This is a genomic window from Priestia sp. J2 (genome assembly GCF_020790095.1).
GTDB classification, from domain to species: Bacteria; Bacillota; Bacilli; order Bacillales; family Bacillaceae_H; genus Priestia; species Priestia zanthoxyli.
In genome coordinates this window covers 1,499,043-1,519,940 of sequence record NZ_CP086208.1, presented here as the reverse complement: position 1 = coordinate 1,519,940, position 20,898 = coordinate 1,499,043, and the positions used below count along the sequence as shown (strand labels likewise).

Here is a 20,898-nt window from a genome sequence, read left to right as displayed (position 1 = left end):
TAAAAGTGTTAGGTGTATTTCTTCTTTTTTACCCCATTCTATAAGAGAGATATTTCACCGCAAATATCTTGTGAAAATATCCTATCCTTGAGGTGATTATGATGAATGATAAAAATCATGTAGATCAGCATTCAGAACTATTCCGCCACAACTGGACGAGACCGAAGCGTTCAAAGTCCCAAGTAAATGGACATACAGAGATGTCTCAAACGAACATCATCTTGCGAAGTAATGCAAAAGCTCATCGTTGGTAAGGATACACTTCAACAAAAAAAAGACGCGAACGCGTCTTTTTTTGTTATTGGCCGTCTGCCCAGCTTTGAGTTATCTTGCGAATATGACCATCTTCATAATTATTTTCTCGTAGCGCTTTTGCTTTGTCATCTACTACTTGTTTTTGATCTACTTGTGAAGAAGGAGTCTGCTTGTTTTTTGGCATGATCATAACCACCTTTTATTTTGTAATTGTACAACGTGCATAGTGTCCCTCATAAAGATTAAATATATGTTAACTAGCGGCTTCTTCTTCTTTCCACTTATGGCGCAGTTTTAAAATAACAAGGCTTATAACAATTAAAAAGCCTAAGCTTGCAAAGAAACCTGGTCTGCTTGCAGATTCTAACAGCGTACCGCTTACTGCTAGCAGGATTAATAAGAGGCCAACAGCTTGTTTTACTTTATCCCAAACGGTTTGTTTAATTAAGCGATGAAACGAAATTAAAATAAAAAACCAGTTATAAATCAGCATCAGTCCAGCTGCTGTTGTAATGTACTCATAAATTTTCCCGGGCAATAGCAAGGAAAGGACAATAGAAATAACTAATCCCGCTGTTGTTAAAAGTAAAGCCGGTAAAGGAAACTGCAGCTTTTTCTGTTTTTGTTTTGAAAACAATGCAGGAGCATCTCCATCTTCTGAAAGAGTGACAATCATTGTTGTTACGGAAAAAAAAGACGCTGACATCGTTGAGAAACCCGCAATAATCATTGCTCCATTAAAAACATGAGGAAAAAATGGAAGATGATATGTTTCTAAAGCCTTTATAAATGGACTTTGATTTCCATGAAAATCATGAAATGGCACAATTAAAATAGCTAAACTCAGTGAAACAATATAAATAATTCCAAGAAGAATAAGCATACTTCTTCCCGCTTTCGGTGCGTCTTCTTTTTTTTCTAAACGAACCGTCATGATTCCCATGACTTCGATGCCGCCGAAAGCATAAAAGGCATAAAGCAAAGCGCCCCATAAACCTAAAAATCCATGAGGGAATACTTCACTTATCGTTCGCGGCACTCCTTGTTTGGCACCTTCGTCAAGAAATCCAAATAAAGCGAGACTAGCTAATACAATAAACATTAAAATAGCAGCCACTTTTGTGACAGCAAATACATTTTCCATTCGTTCAAAGCCTTTTGTCCCGATTAATACAACACTAATGCCTAAAACAGCATAAATAGAGGCAAAGACCCACAGTGGAATATCTTCAAACCAAAAACGTGTAAAAAGAGATAAAGCCGTGAGCTGACTCCCCATGATCAGCATCTCTGAACTCCAGTACACCCATCCGCTGCTAAATCCTGCCCATCTTCCATAAGCTTTTTTAGCATAGGAGCGAAACGAACCTTTTTGAGGATCTTGAGCACTCATTTTAGCAAGCGCCTCAAATACAATAAATGTGCATACTCCTGCCAGTAAAAAAGCAATTAAAACAGAGGGCCCGGCTGCTTTTATGGCAATACTTGATCCTAAAAAATAGCCTGTGCCGATTATGCATCCTACTCCGATTAAAGACAGCTGCCACCATTTTAATTTCCCTTCAACTTGACTTCCGCAGCCTATTTTCTTTTTCACTCTATCACTCCTCACACTTCGATGTAGTGTGTGATAGTTTGAAAAATTTATGCGTAAAAAGAAGCATCTTTTCTATTATTTTTCAACGTACTGAAAACACTTTAGATTCAGCACTTCTTTTAGCCTAATTGCTGTGCGGCTTGCCAGCCGAAATATAGGCCAAACCCTATTAAAGATAACCCCGATACAACGGACACGGCAGTTAAAAACGTCGCAGCTAAGTATCGTCGAAACGTGCTTGCTAAAGCTGCCATCGCAATATCCCAGGCCAGAATTCCCGTAAAAATAGCGCAGCTATATAAGATAAGCTGTTCAGTTTCATATGTATTAGCCGTTTTTGCTAAAACAGAGCCATAAATACCAAGCCAAAAGAGAATTGTAAGCGGATTCGTTAATGACAGCAAAAAACCTGAGAAAAAACACTTTAACACAGAATCACCGTTTGTTTTTCTATGCTGTGTAATCCTCCCTGCACCCATTAGCCCCTCAACACCTGTATAAATTAATACAAAGCACCCAAACGAAAAAAGAAACGTTTTCATAAAATCGCTACTTAAAAAATGAACGGATCCAAAATAAACTACAAGCATATAAAGAGCGTCAACCGATGTTGCTCCTATACCTAAGAACCAAGCATGCAAAAAACCATTTTTAATTCCTTTATCAAGCTGAGCTGCATTGATTGGACCGATTGGCGCAGCTAATGATAGCCCTAATAATACATAGCTGAAAAAAGCCCCCACATACATCCACCCTCTATCACTTCTAAGATTTTATAAATTGAACTATGATAAATCTATGCAACCTGCTTAGCTTGTACTACGTAATTTTTATTTTATTTCTAAATCCTTTTGTATAGCTACGAAAAACCAGCGCATGTTAACTGTAAATACTATACAGAAGGGTGAGAAGCATGAATTCATACACTCATATTAAAGAAGCATTACAATTAGCTGAACAGGCTGTTTATCAAGGGCAGATGAATTTGGATGCAGCCAATTTTCAAAAAGCTCAAATGCATTTGAATATCGTTCAGCAGCAAATTAATGAACAAAAAGAAGTGACGTCTGGTGATAAAGAATTAAGACGAATGCAAGAACACTTAAGACATTTACGCGAAGCACAGCAAGCTATTCGGCAAAATTCTTAATAAGAGTAATAAACATAACTGTTTTCTCACTTCCAGATAAACAAATCTGAAAAAGCTCTAAGAACACACTGCGTTCTTAGAGCTTTTAATCCTTTATCCTAAAAAAAGAAAGGAGAAAAACTCCCTTCTTTTTTTACATTAATTATACTTTTGCCGGAACTTTAACGCCCATGATCGCTTTTGGCTCTAGATATTCTTCAATACCAAATGCTCCCCACTCGCGTCCAATACCAGATTGTTTGAATCCGCCGAATGGTGCAGCTCTGTCTTGCTCAGCATCATTGACGATGATTTGACCAGCTCTAATATTTTTAGCAACATAGTCAAGTGTTTCTTGGTCTTTTCCGACCGCATAGCCTGCAAGTCCATAAACTGTATCATTTGCGATTTCAAGAGCTTGTTCTAAGTCATCATACGTAATAATAGTTGTTACAGGTCCAAAGATTTCTTCTTGTGCAATAACCATATCATTTGAAACGTCAGTAAAGACTGTCGGTTTAACAAAGTATCCTGTCTCTAAGCCGTCCGGTTTGCCCGTTCCGCCAGTAAGAAGCTTTGCACCTTCATCCATTCCTTTTTTAATATAATCCTGTACGCGATCCCACTGTTTTTCCGCTACGAGCGGTCCAGTTACGTTGTCTTTATCTAACGGATCACCAACTGGGAATGATGGTAGAACCTTTTTCACTGCTTCTTCAAATTTTTCTTTCATAGAGGCAGGAATGATAATGCGCGTTGCTGCCGTACATACTTGCCCAGTATTCATTGCAATGTGTGAAACTGCTATTTTAGCCGCTTCTTCTACATCCGCATCCTCTAATACAACTAGCGGTGATTTCCCGCCTAGCTCAAGCGCTACTTTTTTGATTGTTTTAGCCGCGTTTTGCATAATTTTCTCGCCTACGGCACCTGATCCTGTGAATGATACAAAATCAATGTCCGGGTGAGAACTAATACCGTCACCGATTGTGCTTCCCGTTCCGTTTACAAGGTTAAAGGCACCTTTTGGTACGCCAGCTTCATCAATGATCTCTGCTAATATCATCGCTGCATACGGTGTAAGTTCTGATGGTTTTAATACCATTGGGCTTCCTGCTGCGATAGCTCCTGCAATTTTAGTAGACGTCTGATTTGTTGGGAAGTTCCATGGTGTAATAAGTCCGCTTACTCCAATAGACTCTTTCACGACCTTGTAGCTTCCATGATCTTTTTCAAATGTGTAATCTTCAAGTGCATTAGCTGCTTCTTTAAAGTGGCTAAGTCCCATTTCATAGTGAACTTCTTCTGAAATCTTTAAAGGAGCGCCAAGCTCTTCAGTCATAACTTCGATAAGTTCCTGTTTACGCTTTTCATATCCTTTTGCAATATTGCGAAGCATTTTGATTCGCTCTTCTTTTGTTGTTTTTGAAAATGTGGGAAGAGCTGCTTTAGCTGCTGCCACGGCTTTATCTAGATCTTCTTTTGTACCTAAGCTAATTTTACCAATTGATTTTTCAGTAGCAGGATTGATCACATCTGACGTTTCGTTTCCTGTTGATTCAACCCATTCTCCGTTAATAAAGTGTTTTAAGTTTGTACGCATTGATTTGATCTCTCCTTTTAGTTTGTTACTTTTAGTTTGTTACTTTTAGTTTGTTAATTGTTGAACTATGTCATCTAGTTTTTATCTACCCGCCTGTCTGCTTCTCAAACACCGCTTCTATTATTTTTTGTTTCTTTCACTGCCTTATCCCTTTTCCAATCGGCTTTTCGCAGCTGAATTTTTTTCCTCTGCAGCTTTTTAGTTTTTTATAACAAACAGAGATTGAGTCCTAACGAAATCAAGCCAATTTAAAGATGAACAAATGGGATAAGGTAGTGGATTATTTGTTATACCGCTGTTGATTTTCGTGCAAGCCTTCGCTTTCCAAGGGTATCGATGAGCCCCCTCATCGCTTACGCTCCTGCATGGTCTCACTAAATGAAACCTACATCAAAAAAATCCGAACGAGTTTGATTCTTCATCAAGAATCAAACTCGTTCGGATCTTCCTTTAACTAAAACACTTTTGTTTTCCCCTCTTTTGTATTAACGTACTTCTTGCAAACGATGTACCACTCTGCTTTCAATTAACGGTTCTGTTTGCTGTCTGTATTGTTGATAGTGAGGTGTTTCAATGTGAGCTTCAACATCTTCTTGGCTTTTCCATTTCTCATAAAAAACAAATGTGCCTGCTTTGTCTGTATCCTGGTGGAGAGTGTATTGAATACATCCTTTTTCTTCTCTTGATGGTTCAATAACTTTTACTAACTCTGATCGAAGCTCTTCTTCTTTTCCTGGCTTGGCTTGTAAAATGGCGTTAATAATAACTTCTGACATCGTTTTTCCTCATTTCTTTTAAAAAATAGTCTCCATAAAAAGCTTCCCTCTTTTTGTATTCATTACACTGACCATCATATTTTTTGTATGATGATGGATCTCTCTAGTCCAAAACAGCAAAACATACGCGTTATCTACGGCAGTCTTTGTTGATGCTGTTAATAAAAAAGCCTGTAGTCCTACAGGCTTTTTTACATCTTAGTTTAATAATTGTTTCACGACTGCTTTTGCTACACTGATTGTTGACTGAGGATTTTGACCTGTTATTAGGTTGCCATCTGCTTGTACATTATCGGTCCAGTTTGGAGCAGTTACTACATTTGCACCAAGTTCACGCAGGCGTGTTTCCAAAAGAAACGGCATGAAGCGGTCTAATGTTGTTTCACGTTCTTCATCATCTGTAAACGCAGCGACATCTTTTCCTTCCACCAACGGCTTTTCATCTGATAATGTAACACCTACTAAGCCTGCGGGTCCATGGCATACAGCGGCTACTACTTTGTCTCCTTCGTATAGTTCACGAATTAAAGCATGAAGCGTTTGATTATCTGGCAGATCAAACATTGTGCCATGACCGCCTGGTAAGAAAACAGCATCAAATTTAGCACTGTCTGTAATTGTATCAAGTTTTAGGGTATTCTCTAGATGCTTAGCTGTATTTAAGATTTCTTGAGAAGTCTCTCCTTCAAGGCTGCGAGCATCCACCGGCGCTTTTCCTCCTAGAGGACTTGCTACAGTAATCGTAAATCCAGCTTTTTCAAACTCTACGTACGCTTCACCAAATTCTGAAAGCCAAAGGCCTGTTGGATGATTTTCTTTCATTTTGTCAGCCGTTGTTACGACCATTAATATATGTTTAGACATAGTAACGTCCTCCTGTAAATAAAGATAGTATTTTCTGTTTCCGCCTTACACATCATATTGTAAGAGAGGAATTACTATAATACAAATTAGAAAATATCTGCTTATCCATAAATATTTTTATAGATACTGTGGACGTCTTTGTTAATAAAGCATCTGTGAAAGAAACAATCATCTAACACCTGAACTTATTTTTTATACACTCAAAAAAAACCGCCCTTTTGAGTAAGCGCGGTTTTTTCCAGAAAAGCATAGAATCTATTTTTTATGTTAAAGAGCAGATTGAGCGTTCATTTGTTTCACGTTTTTTTCTCCCGTTTTTTTAAGACTCACCATAAAAATAAACGAAATACAGTACAGCCCCGCCAAGTACGTCATCGCTACCGTCATATCATAGCTTTGCAAAAGATAGCCGACAAGAATGGGTGACACCCCTCCGAGCGCTCTCCCGAAGTTAAAAATAGTGTTCGTTGCAGTACTGCGAACTTCTACCGAATAGTGACTGCTGATCAAGGCTCCGTATCCTGCGAACATTCCGTTTGAGAAAAATCCGACAACAGCTCCTCCTATAAGCAGCCCTGCACTTCCTTCGGCATACGAGTATAAAAATACCGCACACGCTGAAGCGAGAAGAAAAATTCCAAAAGTACGCTTCGAACCAAAACGATCCATAAATTGACCAAATGTTAGCATGCCTATAATCATTCCAACGGCTGTACTGATTGTCCAAAGAGCTGAACTTGAAACAGAGAGTCCTTGTGATTGCTGAAGCATAGACGGAAGCCATATCATGAGTCCGTTATAGCCTGCAATTTGAACGGTAGCCATCACTGCCAGAGAAATAGTCGTCATCGCCGTCTTAGGCGTAGCAAATAGTTGACGTAGCTTGCCATTATTTTTAACAACGGCTGTTTTCTCTTTTTGAGCTTTTAACCACTCAGGAGATTCGTTTAAATTTTTTCGTACGATAAAAGCAAAAATGACGGGGATAATTCCGACAAAAAACAGCGCTCTCCATCCGAAAATCGGCAGGATCAGAGAACTTAAAAGCGCCGCAAGAATAACTCCAAATTGTGCGCCAATACTAACATAAGATGAAGCTCTTCCTTGCTTATGTTTCGGCCACGCTTCTGCAACAAGAGCCATACCGATTCCGTACTCTCCTCCAGCCCCAATTCCGGCAATAAATCGTGAAGCATACACTTGTTCAACATTTGCTGCAAAACCTGTTAATGCCGTTCCGACCGCAAATAGAAGAACCGTGTAGGTAAAAACCCGCACTCTTCCAAATTTATCTGCTAAAATTCCGAAGATGACTCCGCCTATCAGCATTCCTATATTCGTAATAGAAGAAATAAGTCCACCCGTTGCTAAATCAATGTGAAATTCAGCGATAATCATTGACATAGCAAACGAGATAAACATAATGTCCATCCCTTCTAACGTCAAACCTGCTACTGATGCTACAACTGTCTTGTTACGATAATTCATGTTGTTCCACCCTCCACTGTATTCGTTCTGTATCAACGCTCTTTCTTTTTTGAAGGAATGGATAAAATAACATATGTCCATTCTCTTTTGAAGCCTCTCTGGACTTCGTTTAAAAGAGGTACGTAACGCATAAAAGCCCTTTTGTCGCAGAGGGCAAAAGGGCACAGATAGGCATAGAAGCAGTAAATAAGTGATCCGTCCTTTTCGGCCTCTCTGGACCGTCTTAAAGGCAATTATTATATTAATCATTATGTTAACACGCCGCACAAAAGCTTTCAATAAGAAAAATATCTTTTTTAAAGCAGCTATGTGCATCTCTCACTTTTTACGTTCATACTACTTTGTCCATTATTTTTTTAAATGTGGTTAAAACCAAAACCTAACGTATCATGTTCAAAGCCTTTTTTCGGTGCACCTATCGTTCCATACACACAAACGCTAATCCATTCGTCGCTTGATCCTGAGAACTCAATTTTTCCGCGCACAATTGAAAATGTGAGTCCTACCGTCCGTAAAATATCACCTAGCTGCAGCGTTCCTCGACTAACTCCTTGAATGGCTTCGAGTATAGCATGATAAAGAGCGTGGACTTCCCGGTACGACTGGGCATTAATAATGTTGTTTGTCTTGGCGCTCGTTTCAATTGCGGCCACAACTTTAGATAGCTCCATCGCTCCGACTTTTCCAACTGTATAGCTATATCCTCTCTCATTGATTTCCTTTTCAATACCTTCAGCTAGTTCCGTATTATGTAAAAGAACGAGTAAAGATGTTAATCTTCCCATTGAAAAATCATTAACTTGTTGAAATTTATTGCTCAACTGTCATTCCCTCCCTTCTATCCCCTTATTATTTTAACAGACGGTACCTAAAAGGGTGCTGATTATTCAGCGAACGAGCGCTCACTTAAAGGGTCAGAGAATCTATGTGTACTGTCCACCACTGTTACGAAGTAGAACTTGCAACAAGTAACTCACCTTTTAGTAAGCGCTTACTTTATTTTCAAGGAAGAAATCATTTTTCTCTACTTACGTTAAGACAAGCTGTGATTCAACTTTTAACTTTCCCAGCATCTCTCTCGTCATTTTTTCTAGGTTATATTCTGCTTTAAATCCCCACTCTTCTTTCGCACAGCTGGAATCTATATGGTTGGGCCAGCTTTCAGCAATTGCTTGTCGAACAGGATCTACTTGGTAATTCAGCACAAATTCCGGAATTGTTTTTCTGATTTCAGCTGCCATTTGTTCTGGATCAAAGCTCATGGCAGAAACGTTAAATGAATTTCGGTGCTTCAGCTTAGAACCGTCTGCTTCCATTAGTTGGATGACAGCGTTTAGTGCGTCAGGCATATACATCATATCCATATAGGTTCCTTTGTCGATATAAGACGTATAGCGCTTATGTTTAACGGCTTCATAATAAATTTCAACAGCGTAGTCCGTTGTCCCTCCACCTGGAGGCGTTACGTATGAAATTAACCCTGGAAAACGTAGCCCTCGTGTATCTACTCCGAATTTATGGTGATAGTAATCGCAAAGTAATTCACCCGCTACTTTATTAACACCATACATCGTGGTAGGACGTTGAATTGTATCCTGCGGCGTCCAGTCTTTTGGAGTCGTTGGACCAAATGCACCAATTGAACTTGGAGTGAAAAATTGGCACTTCAGCTCACGCGCTACTTCGAGCGCGTTTACTAATCCGCCCATATTTAGATTCCAAGCTAGAAGCGGCTTTTGCTCGGCTGTCGCTGATAACAGCGCAGCCAAGTGAATAACCGTATCGACTTTATGCTTTTCGGCGATCGTAAATAACGCAGTCTGATCCGTTACGTCTAAAATCTCGAATGGACCTGAAGTCACAACATCGCTCGTCGTCTTGCGAATATCAGTGGCAATAATATTTTCTGGACCATATATCTCTCTCATTTTCATTGTTAATTCAGAACCGATTTGTCCTAAAGACCCCGTTATTAATACTTTTTTCATCTCAATATCCTCCTCATGTACTGCTTAGATTCAACGTTTAGATTAATTTCATTTCCTTGCCTACTTTTTTGTAGATACGAAGTGCTTCATCTAACATTTCTTTTGTATGAGCAGCCGTTGGCATATTGCGAACGCGTCCTGTTCCTCTTGGAACGGTAGGGAAAACAATTGATTTAGCGTATACCCCTTCTTCTATTAATCTCTCACTAAAAATCTGCGTTTGATTTTCATCTCCTATAATGCACGGAGTAATAGGTGTTTCACTTTCGCCGGTATCAAAGCCCAGCTCTTTTAATCCTTGCTTTAAATAACGGCTGTTTTCCCACATTTGATCCTGCAGCTCTGTACTTGTGCTTAGAATTTCAATCGCTTTAATACATGCAGCAGCCGTGCCTGGTGTAATAGCAGTCGAGAATAAAAACGGGCGGCTTCGTACTTTCAACCAGTCAATTAAGTCTTTTTTTCCAGCTACGTATCCGCCTACAGCTCCAATCGCTTTTGACAATGTTCCAATTTGGAAGTCTACTTTTTCAGATAAGCCAAAATGTTTGACTGTCCCCATACCGTTACCCAATACGCCCGATCCGTGAGCATCATCTACGTATGTGATTAAATCAAATTCCTGTGCGATTTCTACAATTTCTGGAAGCTTAGCAATGTCTCCATCCATTGAGAATACACCGTCGGTAATTACCATTATTTTATTATAGGCACCGGACTTTTGTGCTTCGCCTGCTTTTGCACGAAGATCTTCCATATCCGAATGTTTGTAAGGAATAATTTTTGCTTTTGATAGCCGACACCCGTCAATAATTGAAGCGTGATTCAGCTCATCTGATAAAATCGCGTCATGTTTATCCATAACTGCAGAGATGGCTGCCATATTGCAGTTAAAGCCAGATTGGTAAGCTATAGCTGCTTCCGTATGCTTAAACTCGGCAAGCTTTTCCTCTAGCTTAATATGAATATCTAGAGTTCCATTAATCGTTCGGACAGCTCCAGCTCCCACTCCGTATTTTTCAGTGGCTTCATTGGACGCGTTAATAAGCCTTTCGTCTGTAGCAAGCCCCAAATAGTTGTTGGATGATAAATTAATTAATTGTTTTCCATCAATTTGAATCACAGGTCCATTTGGTCCCTCTACTGGATTAATGACGTTGTATAGCCCTTTATCTTTTAAATCTTCTAAATTATTATTCAAGAATTCTTTTAAGCGTCTGCTTGTCATCTTCCATACCCCCTCATTGTTGTTCAACACGTCTTATAAACTTCTCTTTTCCTCATTAAAAGATTAATCTAAGCACTTGTAGTATATGAATTAAAAATCAAGTGTATTCCTGAGGAAGACAAATGTTTCTTTTGTAAGCGCTTAAAATCCAATACTTATAGAATTTATAATAATCAACAACCAAGTAAATGTCCATACTAAAAAAACAAAAAATAAGAAATTTTCGGCAATAATAAAAATCCTTCCTTCTGTTAACGATTTTTCCCGAACGTTATTAGACAATATCTTTTTTCTTTTCTCTCTTTGATAATTCTTTTAAAAAAGAGACTAATGCATAACTAATTCAACAGCTAAAAGCACCTACATTCACCTACCAATAAAAAAATCCGAACGAGTTTGGTCCTTAATCAAACTCGTTCGGATTGTCCTTCAATTAAACTACTTTTGTAACAGTCTCTTCCGTTACTTTTGCACAGATATGTTCTTTATTTTTTTATGGCTGTTTTTTACTAATAAGCATGAGACAGCAAAGCTTAGTAAAGCAGCTAAAAACGTTCCACTGTAAATAATGTGAACACCTGATGCAAGAATTTCATGCAGCTTTGACAGTTCTTCTGCCGGTACCCCGCCTGTCTCAAACGAAGCATTCAAATTTTCTTGCTCTAATTTCTTTGCCTGTGAAAGCGTCACTAAGTTAAAGATTGTACCAAACACTGCGGAACCTAGTGTTTGACTAAATGTATTTGTAAACGTATTAAGAGCCACCGCTACTCCTCTTTTGCTGGCTGGGACTGCTGATTGAATAACTAACATAAAGATAGGCGTAATAATCCCCATTCCTAACCCAAGAACCCCAACGGCTACATAAATTAAAAATACGGGTGAGTGCGTAGAGACTAAAAACAGCATAAAACATGCTGTACTTACGATTGCCGTTCCTAGCGTAAGGATGGAGTGCGTTTTAAGACGCCCTACTAAATTCCCTGAAAGCAGTGAACCAATTGTCCAGCATACTGGCATGGGCATTAACACAAAACCGGCAGCGGTTGCACTTTTCCCCAGCACCCCTTGACTCCAAATTGGAAGGTAGACCGTAATACTAATAACTACTGATCCGACAAGAAGTGTTAATAAGTTTATAACAGATACACTTCGAATGGAAAACAGTTCAAGCGGGATAAGAGGTTCGGGCGATTTCTTTTCGATATAAATAAAGCCAATGAATGTCAGAACAGCTAGAACAAATAATCCTATAATGGTTGGATCTCCCCAGTTTTGATGCTGACTTCCGGTTAAAAGCGCGTATAAAAATGCAATGGTTCCCACTGAAAACGTCACCGCTCCAATGTAATCGATATAGCGTTTTTCTTTTACCACTTCTTCTTTATAGTTTACTAAAAGAACAATAAAAGCCATTAGTCCAAACGGTATATTTAAAAAGAAAATATAGCGCCAAGACAGCGTATCGACTAAAAATCCCCCAAGAAGAGGACCGAGAACTCCAGCAACTCCCCAAACTGCGCTAATCCATCCTTGCGCTTTGGCTCTTTCTTTTGCTTCTTCATACAAGTCGCCAATAATAATCATTGTAAGCGGCATAACGACCCCGGCGCCTAGCCCTTGGATTGCTCTATAGACAATTAATTGCTGCATCGAAAAGCTAAGTCCGCAAAGTATCGATCCGATTAAAAAAATAATAATTCCAACAAGCATAACTTTTTTGCGGCCGAATAAATCTGCTAACTTTCCGTATATAGGTGTAGATACAGCGGTTGTCAGCATATAAATGGCATACACCCAGCTAACTAGCTCAATGCCCGACAAATCACTTGTAATTCTTGGAACAGCCGTACTGACAATGGTTCCTTCCATTGCAGCTAAAACAGTGACAAGCAGCAGCGCTGTCATGATTCGTTTCCTCATTTTTTTCTCTCCTTACAACTGCGGGCATACCGTGTTTTTTTCTTGCAGAAGATAAAAGCGGTTTCAATATACGGATACCCTTTTAGCCTTTATATGTATGTGATGCCTCGCATATAGTTGCTGCCATATGCAGCCAAATAATTATTTTACTATAAATTTTTTCAAAACGATAGATAATTTCAAAAATATGACTTTCCTCTCATTAATAGAAACATGCGTACATGATGTTTAATTCCCTTTTTCAATTACAAAAAAGCACCCCGTAACACCTGGTACGGGATGCTTTTTACGTATTTTGTATAATTAACTTAGTCGGGGATCTTTTAATAAACGTTCCATTTCTTCCATATGATTTGTTTCATCTGCAATCATATCCTCAAGTTTGACAACAAGCTCTGTTAATCCTAACTCTTCTGCTTGTTTTTTACGCTCTTCGTAGCGCTGGATCGTTTCTTTTTCAGCCTTGCTCGCTTCTTTAAGCATTTCCGTCACGTTTGAGACGTGCTTCACCTCAGCTGGCTTTGTTGTTGGCTCACCGCCAAGGTTTTTAATTTTTTCTGATAAATAAAGGGCATGCCCTTGCTCGTCAGGAATTTCTCCTTCAAAGAAAGGTTTTAAAATTTGATATTCTAGGCCGGTTACTGTAGACGCATAGTAAGTGTACTGAATAACCGCTGAATATTCACCCGCTAAATCGGTATTAAGTCCCTCTATTAGTTGTCTCATTTTCTCTTCCATTTGAATAAACACCCTTTCATTTACTGTTAGTAGGCATATACCCTTTTTAACGAGTCCTAAACCATAATAAGGTGATATTCTGCTCCCTTTTTTAAAAATAGGGAATTTACTGACTGGAACGAAAATGTTTGATTTCTATGTTCTTAAAGAAAGACGTTCCTCCTTGGGAAAAAAGCGTAATTCCTTGGTCGTTGTATCGCGGAAAAACCTCGCTAGAATGCACGGTTTTCCCATCATCAACAAAGACTTCAATGCTTGTTTTATCTACCAATATCTTCAAATGAACATTTTTCTTGCCTGCATCAAAGTAATCGCGGCTTTCCACATATTTTTTGCTTTGATCAGGCTGATTACTATAGCTTCTATTCACATATGAGACGTTATCTTTTGCAAAAACCCCCACATCAATGTGCCGCTTTTGATCTGCGGACTCTCGAAGTCGTAAGCCTACATTTTCTGCATCTGACCATGAAATATCTGTATCAAGCTGATAAGCTTCACCTTTTACCTTTAACTTTTTCTCTCCGTTTACTTCTACTTGCTTGAGAGAATTTGTTGAATCAGTTAGCTGATTTAATTCTTCGACAGGCTTTGATAACAGGCTGTACTGATCGTCGTCTTGTTTTGAAAGCGTAATTTCACGGGTTACTGAATCGAATCCGTTAAACCCATCTTTCATCGTTGGTGTCTTATCTGGATAATCCCAGTTGTTCATCCATGCAAAAGCGTAGCGTTTTTCTAAAGAATCCTCATTTTTACCGTCTTTAAACGTGACTGCTCCGTACCAATCAAAACCATGATCTAGCCATTGCGGCTCATCCATATCGGGAGTGAATGTTGTTCCATCGTAATTTCCTGTCCAATAAGCATAGGTGTTTGGCTTTCCGCTTTCTTTTCCATTTGCACTTGTCCCGAGAACCCACTTAACTGTCCCGTCATCCGCCTTCATTTGAAAAAGATCTGGACATTCTGTAATGCCAATATCTTTAGTGACAAGTCCTCCCGTATACGTCCAATCCTTTAGATTAGAAGATTCATAAAATCCGATTTTTTCACCTTCTGACATGACGAGAACCCACTTATCATGTTCATTATCCCATATGACTTTGGGATCTCGAAAATCTTTGGTGCCTGGATTAGGCATGATAGGATTTTTGCTATATGATTTAAAGGTTTTTCCTCTATCGGTGCTATACCATAAATACTGTTCTTGCTTTTGTCCATCAGCAGAAGGCTGGGTCATAATCGCTACAATTGCGCCTTTACCAAAACCTGCTGTGTTCTCTTTATCTTCTACAACGGATCCGGACCATATATCGCCATTTTTATTTGTATACTTTGGAATAGCTACTCCTTTATCTTTCCAATGAACCAAATCTTTAGACGTTGCATGTCGCCATTCCGTCCCGTTCCCTTTAGGGTAATCATGATTGTATAAGTAATAGTAATGATACTCTCCGTCAAAATAAATGGGCTTTTGAGGATCATTTTTCCATTTATCAGGCGTGCTAAAATGATACACCGGGCGATAAGTGGATTCACTTTTATTTCCTTTTTCTTTTCCTCGATCTTTTGTATCCTCTTTTTTGGATACGCCTGCTATAATGAGTCCGGCTATTACAACTAAAAGAACGGCAAGCGTTATCCATTTATAAGCACCTTTTTTCTTCAAACAAACCCCGCCTTTCTCTTTTTTGTCTACATCGAATAAAACAAAAGAAAATGGTGATTACAATCACCATTTTCTTTTGTTGCTATTGCAAAGGGCTTAGTCTTCATCCACTGTTAACTGACCTTGTTCAAGAACGCTATCTTTTACAACAGATGTTTTTGAACCGTCAATATTTACTAAGAAGCTTGGTGCAAATGTAGAGTGGTTGTCTTCATAAAAGCCTCTGTTTGTCATGTAGCTTGTAATAACAACATTATTACCTTTTGTTTGCGGTACGGCAAAGTGAGAATACGTAAATGTTTTATCATTAGGATCTAAATCCATATGAAGAACTAATCCCGTATCATTTAAAGGCTTATATTTTCCTGTTAACGTATTTGAAACATAGCCTAGCATATACACATCATCTTGTCCGATTCCATCAATCGTCATTTTAGATCCGCGAGAATCAGTGAACAAGTACCATTTTCCATCTTTTTTGAAAATGTTTGCACGTTCAATTTCGTCTGTAACTGTATTTGATGTGATAAGCGGCTTCATTACTTTTTTGAGCGTATAGTCATCATTTAACTCAATAATGCCCAAAGCCCCGTTTGCTAAAGAAGCTTTTTCTTTATTAGATCCTTCAAGAAGCTTTTTCTTTTCAGATTGGAAGAAAGGATTGTTTCCTCCGTAGTATGCTCTGTTATATAGAGAGTCTTCGCCTTGATAGCCATCTTCTGTTCCAGTGTTAGCTTCGAAAACAAGGTACTTATGTCCATTGTCTTCTATGTAATGAGGATCTCTTAGCGTATGGTTATCCCCTGTGTCATAACCGCCTTCATCAATAAACTGCTGAACCGTTTGATAAATCTTTCCGTCACCATCAAAGATTGACTTGTAATCTTCTACTCCGTCAACTTTTAACGTATTATCGTTTGGCTGAGACATGTTCACTTGAGCTGTCGTTAACGTTTGTTTTCCGTATTGTTTACCTGAATAATCCGTGTAGAATAAACGAACTTTACCATCTTTCGTTAATGTGGCAGAACCAGACCATTCTTGTGTTTGATTTTTAAGATGCGGGTCATTCGGAACGAATTTATCGCTGTCTTTAAACACTCTTCCAGCGTTTTTCCAGCTGTCAATCGATTTGTCTCCAGCTTTTTTATAGAAAAGATAAACAGACGTGTCATTCGAATCTTTTGGATCACCTGCTAGGGCAAACACAATTTGATATCCATGATAAGTCGCCACTGTTCCGTCAGCATTTTGTAATGGCCAGCTGTCCCATACATCTAAGTCAATTGTATTTCCCGATGCATCTTTTCCCTTAGCAGAAGCAATGTTTTTAATAGTTGATTCGTCAAAAGCAGGAACTTTAAACTGATCACTGTTTTGCTGCTGTGGAATTTTCACCATATTATCGCGAGTAATATGCGAAATTCCGTAGCTGTTATTAAAGTCTTTGCTGTCGTTTCCTTTAGCAAATGTTTGGTATCCCCCGCCTACTAGTAGGGCTGCAGCCAATGTAGCAGCAGTTGTATGCTTAGCAACTCGTTTCATTTTCATATGTTTTCTCCTTTTGGGTTAGTAAAGAATATAAATTTATTAATTCAATTAGCTATTAAAAATCCGAAAACAGAACCGGTTCCGTTCAACCAAAAGATTACTTGGATAAATGACGAAAGTCAAACGTGCCAAATGTAGCTATTTCTCATTTTCATCTTTTTCATTGAGCTGTAACTAGGACCAAAGTTTACGTGCAAGAGACTTTTTATGTAACCGTTTTTCAAAAAAAAGGGTACGACTTTTTTTCCATTCCAAACTACGTTTTCCAGCCGTTGCGTTTTATACTCTTTACACGATTAAATACTCTATCTTTCTAGCATTGAAAGCGCTATTCCTTTTTTTTATGCTTTCCAATCATTTTGTTTTCATCAATATCTTGAAAAATCAGTACTCTTTTTTATTATTCGGACATGAAAACGTTCTATTCTTTTTCCTTCCTGAAGATTAGGATGATGCTAATAAAGGTCTAAAGTATGTTTTTCGAAAAAAATATTCCTTCTTTTTACCTACTCATTTTTATCTTTTTTAATGCATCATACGCCATCCCTTCTTATAAAAGAGGGAGCGTATGATGCATCTTTTTAATATTAAGAGTCTAAGCCAGTTGCTTTTCCTTCACGGCTGGAATCAGCTGCTCCAAATAAACGGCCGTTTTCTTTATCAATTTGAATACCTTGAACATTTCCGATTGGGAACGGCTCATCTCCAAAATTAAACCCCATGGCTTCTAGCTCTCCTTTGGCATTCATATCCACTCCGGCTTCCCAACCGATAAGTGATCCTGTACTATTAAAAATTCTTGGTTCTTCAATCGCTTCTTTTATATCCATTCCATAGTCTAAGACATTCATAAGCGTTTGGAACACAGAGCCTACAATGGTTGGTCCGCCCGGAGACCCTAAAGTGAGTACAGGTTCACTGTCTTTAAAAACGATGGTTGGGCTTTTACAGCTAACCGGACGCTTTCCTGCATCCGCTTGGTTTAGCCCTCCAGGAATAGCATCAAAATCAGTAAGCTCGTTGTTGAGTAAAAATCCATGGTCTTTAACCATAATTCCTGTACCAAAAGGATGTTCCACAGTTGATGTACAAGCGACAATATTGCCCCAGCGGTCAACTACCGTGAAGTGAGTTGTTTCACTAAGCTCACGTTCAGGTTCATAAGGCTGACGCACAACGTTCACTTTTTGGCCTTTCTCATAATCCCACGGGTTGCCAAAATCAACTTTCTCATTTTTATGCTTCCAATTAATTAATTTTTGACGTTCCTTTATATATTCGTCATTTAAAAGCCCTTTTAATGGAATGTCACTGTAGGCTGGATCTCCAGAGAATGCAATTTTATCTGAAAATGCAATGCGCATAGCTTCTGCAAACAAATAATACTTTTCCCACGATTTCACGTCGTACTGAGACACATCGAAGTTCTCTAATAGCTTTAAAATTTGCAGCACCGTAGCTCCTCCTGCACTAGGCATGTTGGAAGAAGCAATTCGGTATCCTTTATAATCTCCCCACACGGGTTCATCAATCTTAATTTGGTATTCTTTCAAATCTGACAGTTCCATAAAACCGCCGTGCTCTTTTATCGTTGAAATAATGGCTTCTGCAATTTCACCTTCATAAAAAGCCTCGATACCTTTTTCTTGAAGAATGCGGAATGTTTTAGCAAGAGCTTTTTTATTAATCATATCTCCTTCTTGCATAGGCTTGCCGTTTGGAGAATATAGCTGCTTAGCATGTTCTCCTAGTCGATAGGCATATGTTTTTAAAATATCTCCAAGCACCCAGTTTGTTTCCACACCCGCTTCTGTTGCTTTGGCAGCCGGTTCAATTAATTCAGCAAGGGGTTTTGTTCCATACTCTTTACGAGCTGCTTCCATCGCCTTTAAAATCCCTGGAATTCCAATTGCCGTTGCATGAGTAGAACGCTTTCTAAACGGAATAACTTCTTTATTTTCATCAAGAAACATTTCAGGATAAGCTGCTTTAGGAGCCTGAGAATGTCCGTCAAAAATTTTAGTTGTTTTGCTTTCATTGTGGTATACCATAAAAAAGCCGCTGCCTCCAATACCGGTCATCATCGGTTCTCCAACGTTGAGCCCAAACTGAACGGCAATTGCTGCATCAATTGCATTACCTCCAGCTCTTAGTACCTGTTCTCCGGCGTCGGTTGCAATTGGATGGGCACTGGCTACCATTCCTGTTTTTCCAACGGCTGTTTCTCTTCTATATGAACTCTTTCCTGAACGAGATAAACTTTTGCCATTAATCATCTTTTACGACCTCCTAGTTACTTACTTTATCTGGGATATTGGTAAAATACCCTATTGCTTTTGGGATAAAACTGTTTAAATTTGTATTGATTACTGTACCTAGACCGATATCCCTAGCGTATTTTAAGCCCTTTGAAATCTATAAAACAGAAAAAGCGCCAACCCGTTTTATTTAAAGAACAGGGTTGGCGCTTTTTGCGTTTTCTAACGTTTATACACTTTTACACTTGTACCGAAGCTACTTCATTATTTACATTCAGCAGGTTATAAAGCTCTTGAAGCCTTCCAATTTCATAGGTAGAATTCCAATTTGTATCATTCTTTTTTTCCTGAGGATTAAACCAGCACGTATCAATACCGGCTAGCTGCCCGCCTTGAATGTCTGCACTCAAAGAATCTCCAACAATCAATGTTTCATGTACGGACAGCTCTTTTATACGTGAAAAAACATAATCAAAATATTCCTTCATAGGTTTTTGAAAACCTGTATCTTCTGAAACAAATACTTCTTTAAAATAAGGATATAGACCTGAGTCCTGAAGGCGCTTATATTGTGTAGCCGATACGCCATTTGTAACAACATATAACTCATAGTGACTGCTCAGGTTTTTAATTACCTCAATAGCTCCGTCAATTAGCTGATGACCATTATTCAAATACGTTCGGTACTCTGCTTCAAGCAGCTTTCCGTCTTTCTCTATTCCATATTCTTTACATAGAGTAGAAAAGCGAGTATTTACAACTTGCTCACGACTTATTTTATTTTCTTCAAAAGCTGTCCATAACCCCTGGTTTATCAAACTATAACGTTTTTTGCTTTCATCAGTCAGCGGAATACCGTGGTTAGCAAAAAGAAGCTGTAAAGCCTGCTCTTCGGCTGCGTTAAAATCTAAAAGCGTATTATCAATGTCAAATAGAAGCGTTCTGTATGTTTTCATTCTTCTCTCTCCCCTTCAACTAATCTATTGCTTTTTCTACTCGTATATATTGTCGTTTGCTAGACAGCTCAGTTTTTCTTTATCTTTGAGAATAATAGAGCCTTTCTGTTTTTCAATAACTCCTTGCGCTACAAATTTCTGAAGAACACGATTTAAATGCCGGTAAGTCGTTCCGATTAAATTGGCTATATCTTTTAGGCTTTCTGTTTTTTGATCCATAACCAAATTTGATTCTTCACAAAAAATAGAAAGCAAGTAGCTAGCCAGCCGCACTTCAACTGGGTACATTAAATTAAAGCTGAGCGAGTTCGATTTTGCGCAAAACTTTTTTGTGAGCATTTCCAGTAAAAACGTCAGCAGCTGTGGATCATCGCTCGCATGCTGTTTTAATCGTTTGTATGGTATACCAATTACAACTAAAGGTGAAACGGCTTCAACCGTATTCATAATATCAACATCCTGTACATACTCAATATCGCCTATCACTTCAAGGGGCTGTTTAAAGGAAAGAACAAGCGTCTTGCCTTCGGGCGATATGGTATAAACTTTAACCTTGCCTTTCACCAGTATGTACAAACAGTGAGACACGTCTCCTTGAGAACAAAGACGTTCTCCTGCCTCCACATCATACAGTGACAAATGCGGTAGTAAGTCTTTCTTGAAAACTGACTCTAATCTATAAGTATTTATATACTCCAGCAGTTGTTTCTCACTCGTAATTTCCCTCATGTTTTCCTCTCCATCATAACGGTTTCTTTTTATTAAACAATAACACTTCCCAAAATAAAAAGGACATATGTCCCGAATAAAATTTTAATTTTTACGTTATGTTCATAGATCCCTTTCAAAAGAAATATATACACAAAAAAGAC

Annotated in this window: 19 protein-coding genes; 2 read left to right on the top strand and 17 right to left on the bottom strand. The window is 38.6% G+C overall.

What is annotated here, in order from left to right; all coding sequences use genetic code 11:
* Positions 1 to 101: 101 nt before the first annotated feature.
* The gene (locus LJY09_RS07720) at positions 102 to 254 is read left to right on the top strand and encodes a YpzG family protein (protein ID WP_014460817.1); all 153 of its coding nucleotides are present in this window, start codon (positions 102 to 104) and stop codon (positions 252 to 254) included.
* 44 nt (positions 255 to 298) lie between these two features.
* Here LJY09_RS07720 and LJY09_RS07715 read toward each other — a convergent pair whose 3' ends face one another.
* The 3 genes from LJY09_RS07715 to LJY09_RS07705 form a co-directional block, all read right to left on the bottom strand.
* Positions 299 to 439 (bottom strand): hypothetical protein, encoded by a 141-nt coding sequence (locus tag LJY09_RS07715; RefSeq protein ID WP_197028698.1) that lies wholly within the window; start codon positions 437 to 439, stop codon positions 299 to 301.
* A 69-nt stretch (positions 440 to 508) separates the two neighbouring features.
* Entirely contained in the window at positions 509 to 1,852 is a 1,344-nt protein-coding gene (locus LJY09_RS07710; protein WP_028413943.1) for an amino acid permease, read from the bottom strand.
* A 119-nt stretch (positions 1,853 to 1,971) separates the two neighbouring features.
* Entirely contained in the window at positions 1,972 to 2,595 is a 624-nt protein-coding gene (locus LJY09_RS07705; protein ID WP_028413944.1) for a LysE family transporter, read from the bottom strand.
* Between the two features lie 170 nt (positions 2,596 to 2,765).
* Here LJY09_RS07705 and LJY09_RS07700 point away from each other — a divergent pair, with 170 nt between their 5' ends.
* Positions 2,766 to 3,002, top strand: coding sequence for a hypothetical protein (locus LJY09_RS07700; RefSeq protein ID WP_154989201.1), 237 nt, complete (start codon positions 2,766 to 2,768; stop codon positions 3,000 to 3,002).
* 142 nt (positions 3,003 to 3,144) lie between these two features.
* Here LJY09_RS07700 and LJY09_RS07695 read toward each other — a convergent pair whose 3' ends face one another.
* The 14 genes from LJY09_RS07695 to LJY09_RS07630 form a co-directional block, all read right to left on the bottom strand.
* Entirely contained in the window at positions 3,145 to 4,584 is a 1,440-nt protein-coding gene (locus LJY09_RS07695; protein WP_028413946.1) for an aldehyde dehydrogenase family protein, read from the bottom strand.
* A 485-nt stretch (positions 4,585 to 5,069) separates the two neighbouring features.
* Positions 5,070 to 5,360 (bottom strand): putative quinol monooxygenase, encoded by a 291-nt coding sequence (locus LJY09_RS07690; RefSeq protein WP_028413947.1) that lies wholly within the window; start codon positions 5,358 to 5,360, stop codon positions 5,070 to 5,072.
* Between the two features lie 198 nt (positions 5,361 to 5,558).
* Entirely contained in the window at positions 5,559 to 6,224 is a 666-nt protein-coding gene (locus LJY09_RS07685) for a type 1 glutamine amidotransferase domain-containing protein (RefSeq protein ID WP_028413948.1), read from the bottom strand.
* Positions 6,225 to 6,491: 267 nt separating this feature from the next.
* Complete coding sequence (locus tag LJY09_RS07680; RefSeq protein ID WP_028413949.1) at positions 6,492 to 7,712, bottom strand: MFS transporter; 1,221 nt, start codon at positions 7,710 to 7,712, stop codon at positions 6,492 to 6,494.
* 356 nt (positions 7,713 to 8,068) lie between these two features.
* Positions 8,069 to 8,533 carry a histidine utilization transcription antiterminator HutP gene (gene hutP, locus LJY09_RS07675; RefSeq protein WP_028413950.1) on the bottom strand — a complete coding sequence of 155 codons (465 nt, stop codon included), beginning with the start codon at positions 8,531 to 8,533 and terminating at the stop codon, positions 8,069 to 8,071.
* Between the two features lie 207 nt (positions 8,534 to 8,740).
* The gene (locus tag LJY09_RS07670; RefSeq protein WP_028413951.1) at positions 8,741 to 9,700 is read right to left on the bottom strand and encodes an L-threonine 3-dehydrogenase; all 960 of its coding nucleotides are present in this window, start codon (positions 9,698 to 9,700) and stop codon (positions 8,741 to 8,743) included.
* Between the two features lie 37 nt (positions 9,701 to 9,737).
* Entirely contained in the window at positions 9,738 to 10,928 is a 1,191-nt protein-coding gene (locus LJY09_RS07665; protein ID WP_028413952.1) for a glycine C-acetyltransferase, read from the bottom strand.
* Between the two features lie 462 nt (positions 10,929 to 11,390).
* Entirely contained in the window at positions 11,391 to 12,851 is a 1,461-nt protein-coding gene (locus LJY09_RS07660) for an MDR family MFS transporter (RefSeq protein WP_228307646.1), read from the bottom strand.
* A 303-nt stretch (positions 12,852 to 13,154) separates the two neighbouring features.
* A complete protein-coding gene (locus tag LJY09_RS07655) occupies positions 13,155 to 13,589 on the bottom strand; it encodes a ferritin-like domain-containing protein (protein ID WP_013056263.1) in 435 nt (144 codons plus the stop codon).
* Positions 13,590 to 13,695: 106 nt separating this feature from the next.
* On the bottom strand, positions 13,696 to 15,261 hold the full coding sequence (locus LJY09_RS07650) for a glycoside hydrolase family 32 protein (RefSeq protein WP_228307645.1): 1,566 nt from the start codon (positions 15,259 to 15,261) through the stop codon (positions 13,696 to 13,698).
* Positions 15,262 to 15,357: 96 nt separating this feature from the next.
* Positions 15,358 to 16,812 (bottom strand): glycoside hydrolase family 68 protein, encoded by a 1,455-nt coding sequence (locus tag LJY09_RS07645; protein WP_028413955.1) that lies wholly within the window; start codon positions 16,810 to 16,812, stop codon positions 15,358 to 15,360.
* 587 nt (positions 16,813 to 17,399) lie between these two features.
* Positions 17,400 to 19,088 carry a gamma-glutamyltransferase gene (gene ggt, locus LJY09_RS07640; protein WP_228307644.1) on the bottom strand — a complete coding sequence of 563 codons (1,689 nt, stop codon included), beginning with the start codon at positions 19,086 to 19,088 and terminating at the stop codon, positions 17,400 to 17,402.
* A gap of 221 nt (positions 19,089 to 19,309) precedes the next feature.
* Positions 19,310 to 20,026, bottom strand: coding sequence for a YjjG family noncanonical pyrimidine nucleotidase (locus tag LJY09_RS07635; protein WP_228307643.1), 717 nt, complete (start codon positions 20,024 to 20,026; stop codon positions 19,310 to 19,312).
* A 36-nt stretch (positions 20,027 to 20,062) separates the two neighbouring features.
* Positions 20,063 to 20,755: a Crp/Fnr family transcriptional regulator gene (locus tag LJY09_RS07630; RefSeq protein ID WP_165635720.1), complete on the bottom strand. Its 693-nt coding sequence runs from the start codon at positions 20,753 to 20,755 to the stop codon at positions 20,063 to 20,065.
* Positions 20,756 to 20,898: the final 143 nt, after the last annotated feature.

What these genes read in the sequence shown, in the direction of transcription:
- LJY09_RS07720 (WP_014460817.1), top strand. Translation starts at nt 102, where the DNA reads ATGAATGATAAAAATCATGTAGATCAGCATTCAGAACTATTCCGCCAC.
- LJY09_RS07685 (WP_028413948.1), bottom strand. Translation starts at nt 6,224, where the DNA reads ATGTCTAAACATATATTAATGGTCGTAACAACGGCTGACAAAATGAAA.
- LJY09_RS07680 (WP_028413949.1), bottom strand. Translation starts at nt 7,712, where the DNA reads ATGAATTATCGTAACAAGACAGTTGTAGCATCAGTAGCAGGTTTGACG.
- LJY09_RS07700 (WP_154989201.1), top strand. Translation starts at nt 2,766, where the DNA reads ATGAATTCATACACTCATATTAAAGAAGCATTACAATTAGCTGAACAG.
- LJY09_RS07655 (WP_013056263.1), bottom strand. Translation starts at nt 13,589, where the DNA reads ATGGAAGAGAAAATGAGACAACTAATAGAGGGACTTAATACCGATTTA.
- ggt (WP_228307644.1), bottom strand. Translation starts at nt 19,088, where the DNA reads ATGATTAATGGCAAAAGTTTATCTCGTTCAGGAAAGAGTTCATATAGA.
- LJY09_RS07690 (WP_028413947.1), bottom strand. Translation starts at nt 5,360, where the DNA reads ATGTCAGAAGTTATTATTAACGCCATTTTACAAGCCAAGCCAGGAAAA.
- LJY09_RS07715 (WP_197028698.1), bottom strand. Translation starts at nt 439, where the DNA reads ATGCCAAAAAACAAGCAGACTCCTTCTTCACAAGTAGATCAAAAACAA.
- LJY09_RS07695 (WP_028413946.1), bottom strand. Translation starts at nt 4,584, where the DNA reads ATGCGTACAAACTTAAAACACTTTATTAACGGAGAATGGGTTGAATCA.
- LJY09_RS07660 (WP_228307646.1), bottom strand. Translation starts at nt 12,851, where the DNA reads ATGAGGAAACGAATCATGACAGCGCTGCTGCTTGTCACTGTTTTAGCT.
- LJY09_RS07670 (WP_028413951.1), bottom strand. Translation starts at nt 9,700, where the DNA reads ATGAAAAAAGTATTAATAACGGGGTCTTTAGGACAAATCGGTTCTGAA.
- LJY09_RS07630 (WP_165635720.1), bottom strand. Translation starts at nt 20,755, where the DNA reads ATGAGGGAAATTACGAGTGAGAAACAACTGCTGGAGTATATAAATACT.
- LJY09_RS07665 (WP_028413952.1), bottom strand. Translation starts at nt 10,928, where the DNA reads ATGACAAGCAGACGCTTAAAAGAATTCTTGAATAATAATTTAGAAGAT.
- LJY09_RS07645 (WP_028413955.1), bottom strand. Translation starts at nt 16,812, where the DNA reads ATGAAAATGAAACGAGTTGCTAAGCATACAACTGCTGCTACATTGGCT.
- LJY09_RS07635 (WP_228307643.1), bottom strand. Translation starts at nt 20,026, where the DNA reads ATGAAAACATACAGAACGCTTCTATTTGACATTGATAATACGCTTTTA.